The organism is Bacteroidota bacterium (assembly GCA_034723125.1).
Taxonomy (GTDB): Bacteria; Bacteroidota; Bacteroidia; order CAILMK01; family JAAYUY01; genus JAYEOP01.
The window spans coordinates 1-6,094 of record JAYEOP010000022.1 but is presented as its reverse complement, the minus strand read 5'-3'; the positions used below and the strand labels follow the sequence as shown (position 1 = coordinate 6,094).

Annotated in this window: 3 protein-coding genes; 1 reads left to right on the top strand and 2 read right to left on the bottom strand. The window is 28.7% G+C overall.

Annotated elements, in window-relative coordinates; translation table 11 throughout:
* Together U9R42_00890 and U9R42_00885 are read right to left on the bottom strand one after the other, a co-directional pair.
* Window positions 1-2,009 (bottom strand): hypothetical protein (locus tag U9R42_00890; protein MEA3494571.1); only part of this gene is annotated, 2,009 nt, incomplete at its 3' end.
* Window positions 2,006-2,500, bottom strand: a complete 495-nt coding sequence (locus U9R42_00885; GenBank protein MEA3494570.1) for an NfeD family protein — start codon at window positions 2,498-2,500, stop codon at window positions 2,006-2,008. The genes U9R42_00885 and U9R42_00890, both read right to left, overlap by 4 nt.
* Window positions 2,501-3,009: 509 nt before the next feature.
* Between U9R42_00885 and U9R42_00880 the strand changes: the two genes are divergently transcribed.
* The gene (locus U9R42_00880) at window positions 3,010-5,511 is read left to right on the top strand and encodes an AsmA-like C-terminal region-containing protein (GenBank protein ID MEA3494569.1); all 2,502 of its coding nucleotides are present in this window, start codon (window positions 3,010-3,012) and stop codon (window positions 5,509-5,511) included.
* Window positions 5,512-6,094 lie beyond the last annotated feature (583 nt).

The window sequence follows — 6,094 nt, the reverse complement described above, 5'->3', positions numbered from 1 at the left end:
CCTGTCTCGTTGCTTCCTTGTATTCGTACCTCTGCACCAATTGTAACAGCTACTAATAGTGTTTTCTTCCTTTTTTTACCTTTCTGTTTTTTTAGTACTGAATCAATATTTTTCTTTTCCTGATATATTTTGTCCTTAATCTCTTTTAGGTTAGTTTTCTTTTCTCCTTTATTTTTTTGTGATAATTCCTTAATAATTTTTTCAAATCTACGGTTAACATTATCAAGATATAAATTTGCTTTTATTCTTGCATCAGCAATTATTTTTAATTTCTTTTCTTGTAATTCTTGCTTTAACTCTTTATTGAAGTTAAGTAGTTTATTAGTCTCATTTTCCTTTGTTTGTATTTCGGATAACTTTTTATCAATTTTCTTTTTATCCTTTTGCAAACTAATAATTAATTTATCAAGAGAAAGGTGCTGGTCTATGATTTTTGTTTTAAGGTTTTGCAGTAAATTTTTTGGGAAACCAATATTTTGAATAATTTCATAAGCGAAAGAACTACCTGGTTCTCCAAGTTCTAATTCATAAATTGGAATCATTTTTTCAACATCAAAACGCATTGCTGCATTTTGCAAAGCCTGTGTTTCTGAGGCAAACAATTTTAAGTTCGAATAATGTGTGGTTACCACTCCGTATCCTTTTCTATTGTTTAGGTTTTCAAGAATTGATTCCGCAATTATTCCACCAATCTGAGGGTCGGTTCCTGCACCAAACTCGTCAAATAAAAACAAAGTATTTTCATCCGAATTATGTAAAAAATAATTCATGTTGTGCAAATGAGAACTGTAAGTACTTAAGTCATTATCAATTGATTGTTCATCTCCAATATCAACAAATAATTTTGAAAACACTCCTATTTCCGAATTAGGGTCTGCAGGAATTGGTATCCCTGCTTGAAACATAAGTTGGGTTAGTCCTATGGTTTTAAGACAAACCGACTTCCCTCCTGCATTTGGTCCACTGATTACTGTAATTCTTGTTCCGTTTTTTAAGGAAATGCTTAGTGGTACTGTTTTTAAACCTTTTATTTTATTTTTTAAAAGAAGTAAAGGATGATAAGCATCAGTAAGTTTTGTTCCATTTTCGATTTTTACTTTGGGGATATTTCCATTTATTGTTTTACCAAAAAGGGACTTTGCTCTTATTAAATCAAATTGCCCCAACATTTTCTGATAATTTAAAATATCATCAATATAAGGTCTAATAACATTTGCAACTTCTTTTAAAATTTTAACTATCTCTCTCTTTTCTTCTTGCTTTAAATTGAATAAATCATTGCGTAGCTCAACAACAGATTCAGGTACCAAAAAGGTTGTTTGACCGCTTGTAGAAACATCAAAAATAAGCCCTTTGATTTTTCTTTTATACTTTGATTTAACAGATAAGACCCTCTCACCTTTTCTTATACTTTCACTATCTTCCGATAGCCAATCATTTTTTTTACAACTGCTTAAAACTTTATTAAACTTTGTTATTATTTGTTTTTCCTTCTTAGTAATTTCTGAACGTAGTTCATTTAATTTTGCAGAAGCATTGCTTTTTATTGTTGATTCATCCTCTAAAACATTTTTAATTTTTTCTTTAACACTACTTATAAATTCCACATTTTCAATTATCTTAAAAAGGTTGGGAATTCCGTCTTTGTTTTTTATAATGAATTTTAATATTCGTTCAACAATATTAAGTACAAGTAAAATATTATAAAGCTCTTTGGTTTCAATGTATGAGTTTTCAACTTTAATTATCTTTAAATATTCTCTAATATCCAGATAATCAAGAATTGGAAAGTTCAGATTTTTATAATTTATGTAATTAAAATCATTAACCTCTGCTAATAAAACATTTATAGTATCCGCATTAATTGAAACGTAAATATTTTCAACTGCTTCTTTACCAAGCGTGCTAATACATGATTTTAGTATTAATTTTTTAACATCTTCAAAACCAAGTTTTTCTAAAGTGTTTTGAGGATAAAATTCAATTTTATTTTTGTTAGGGTTATTCAATCTTCAGAAGGATTTATATTGCTTTCTTCAATTTCAATTTGCTTTACTGTAATTTGATTACCAACTATTTTTATTATTTCTATTTTTGATTCACTTTCAATATATTCACCAAAAGTTCTTACTTCATAATTTATATCATTGATTCTTGCCTTACCCATTGGACGTAATGCTGAAATAGCTTTTCCTTTCTCTCCTATTTTTATGCTATCTTCTTCAAAATAATTTGATTTTCCTAAAAGAATATCTTTGTTTGACAATTTATCCCAAACACCACTTTTGACTGCAATGATTATGGAAACTAATAAAATAGTGAGTGTTATTGCAAGCACTATGTGTCCTGTTGTATTACCTTTTTCGCTATAAGCAAGGTAAATTCCAATCCCTGCAAAAAAAACCCCTGCAATACCTACAAATGTAGTTCCCGGAACAAAAAACACTTCAACCATTACCAACAATATACCAATTAAAAGAAGAATTATAATCCAATTCATAAGTTTATTTTTTACAACAAAGATAATATTTGTTGTGGATTTGTTTATTCCTTTATTCGTTTATTTGAAAGAAATTAGTCGGCAGTTCTTTGATGGTAAGTAAGGTGGGTTAATGAGTGATTTGGCTTGGCCTATCGTAGCTTTAGCGAAGACGGGTTATTTAAAATTCCCAAACCCCAACCTACCGTATTTGCGAAGGAGCGGTAGCGACTGTGGCAATCCCCTGAACATTTAGTACAAATGTCTTTTACTCAGCTTTTTCGGATTTGGAATCCGAAAGCAATCTGTTTCAGATTTGAAATCTGACTTGCTTACTGCTAATTGTGAAATTGAAAATCCCTACATTTTCTTTGCTATTCCCATCATCAGCATTATTTTTTTCAACTACCTCCACTATTTTTGTTAATAAATTAATGCATTATTTTACTTCACTCTACGTTATTTTGTAGCATTATTTTTAGGGAGGTTCTTTATTTAAATAGCATTTATTAAATCAACAAAAAGTAACAATGAAAATTTTAAAACGTATTTTACTTATTCTCTTAGCTATTCTCATATTATTCTCTGTAGCTATTTCTGTAATTTTAATTACCAAAAAAGATGATATCAAACAGATGGTAATTCAGGAAATTAATAATAATATTAAAACGGAATTATTAATATCCGATATAAAATTAGGCGTTTTTAAAAGCTTTCCAAAAGTATCAATTGTTATTGACAACGTGAAGGTTAAAGAACTACCTGCCTTCGGTAACGATTATCTGGCTGAAATTGAAAAGATATATCTTTCAATGGATTTAATTGGATTTTTAAAAAAAGAATACATAATTGAAAAATTATCTGTTGATAATGGAAAAGTAAATCTTAAAATTAATAAAAAAAATGAAAATAACTATATCATCTGGGATATAGATGTTGAAGAAAAAGAATCAAAACCAATTAAGTTGGATTTACAAAAAATACAGTTTAATAATATTAATATTCAATACAAAAATGATTTTGATAATCAGATAATCGCTGCTGAATTAAGAAAAATTGATTTTAAAGGCGATTTCTTAAGTGATAATTATTCTATGTCTATGAAGGCTACAACTTTTATTGACAGTTTGCTGATAGATAATGTAAAATATATTGATAAAAACCACTTAGACATTGAGTCTGAATTTCAAATTGATAAAAATACATATTTTATTAAAAAAAGCAATATTGCTTTAGATGATTTAAATATTCTGTTGGATGGAACAATAAAACAGCAGTTAGAAAATAACTATGAATTAGACATTAATATTGAAAGTAAAGAAATAAGCATTTCTGATTTGCTTTATCTTGTTCCTAAAAAATATAGTGATAGCTTGCAAGCTTATGAAGCAGAGGGGGAATTTTTATTTAACGGTAGTATAAACGGACAGTACTCTGACAAAAAGCTACCCGGATTAAATATTGATTTTGCTATTGAAAAAGCTTCAATAAAAAGAAAAGAAAGTAATGAAAGTCTTAAACATATTCAGGTAAAAGGTAAATTTTACAGTGAAGACCTCAATAATTTAAAAACTTCTTATGCAGAAATAACAAAGTTTTCAACCAAACTCGGAAGGAAGGAAATTATTGGAAATTTTAAAATCAGTGATTTTGATGATCCGCTTTTGGAAACAAAATTATCTTCAAATATTAGTTTGCGTGATTTAAACGATCTTTTAAATCTTAAAGGAATCAAAAAATTTAATGGTGATGTTTTTATAGATGCAAAGTTGAAAGCGAAACTTGAAGATATTAAAAACAATAAAATAAACGATAAAACATCAGTTAAAGTAAGGGCAATATTTGACAGAGTTGATATTCAATTTGAAAATAGCGACATTGAGTATAAAGATATTTCAGGCAATTTTCATTTTAACGGTCAAGACCTGATAATTAAGGATTACAGAGGTTATATCTCCAACACACATTTTGAACTTAATGGTATTGCTAAAAATTTTCTTGCATATTTATTTTCAGAAGATGAAAAGCTTGTTGTTAAATCAAAATTTAATAGCAAACATATACAGATTGATGATTTTTTGAAAGCTGAGGAAGAAGCTCCTAAGCAAGTAGAAAAAACAACAGAAAGTACTGAAAATATGAACTTTGTAATTCCCAAAAATATCAAATTTGAGCTTTTGATAAATTGTAAAGAAGCTGTTTACAATAATTTGATAACAAAAAACATTAAAGGAAAAGTTTCATTATCAGAAGCTGGAGTTATACTTGACGATTTAAAGCTTGAAACTGCTGATGGGATGGTAGAATTAAACGGAAGACTCTTTGAAGAAAAATCAAATCAGTTGAGCGTAGATGGAATAATTGATTTAAAAGGAATAGACATAAGCAAACTTTTGAAACAACTTGATAATCTAGGACAAGACGTTATTACACATAATAATATTCACGGAAAAATTGATTCCAGAATAAAGTTAAATTCAATTTTTAATCCTGACCTCTCCCCTGACCTTGATAAGCTTTTTGTTACTACCGACCTCTCAATTAAAAATGGGGAACTTATTAACTTCGAACCTATAACAAAAGTTTTGGGATTTGTAAAAATAAAAAAGATGAAAAGAATTGAATTTGATGAAATTCAAAACACAATATTGATTTCAAATAAATTAATAACAATTCCTGTAATGGATATCAACAGTAATGCTTTTTCTATGTCAGTTTCAGGTGAGCATAAATTTAATAACGAGATTGATTATATGTTTAAAATAAACCTATCACACTTATTTTTTGGAAAATACGATTACAATAAAAATGATCTTGATTTTGATGAAAATGTTGGCAAAGGTGGTGTGAATTTATACGTAAGCATGACAGGAACTATTGATGATCCTGTATTTAAACGTAGCAAAGTAGAATCACGAAAGAAGTTTAAAGAAAACATGGAAAAAGAAAAGAAAGAATTCAATAATATCTTTAAAAAAGAAAAAAAGAAAAAAGCCGAAGAAGAGTTTGAATTTGAATGGGAGGAGGAATGAAGAAGTACTTAGAGTGCCTAAAGTACTTAGAGTTAAAAGTTAAAAACTAATCCTACGGACTTGCTTCGCTTCGAAAGTTGTGAATAAACGAATAAAGAAGTCGGCAGTCTTCAGTCGGCAGTCTTCAGTAAGCAGTCTTCAGTAAGCAGTCTTCAGTAAGCAGTCTTCAGTAAGCAGTCAAATTCCGAATAAACAAATAAAAAAGTCGGCAATCAAATTCCTGTTTTAGTTTTTTAGCTTTTAGTTTTTAGCTTTTAGCTTTTAGTCGGCACTCCTCAATATACAGTAGATAGCCAAATTACCAATCCTGAAATTTCCAATATAATAATTTGAGTTTTTACCTTATAATTTCTCCTCAAGGAGAAAACACAAAAGAGGTAAAAAAGAAGAAAAAACTCAAATTATGGGCTGATGAAAAACAAAGAAGAAGTGAAAATTTAGAATAAACAAATAAAGAAGTCGGCAGTCTTCAGTAAGCAGTCAAATTCCGAATAAACAAATAAAGAAGTCGGCAGTTCGCAGTCTTCAGTAAGCAGTCAAATTCCGAATAAACGAATAAAGAAGTCGGCAGTTCGCAGTCTTC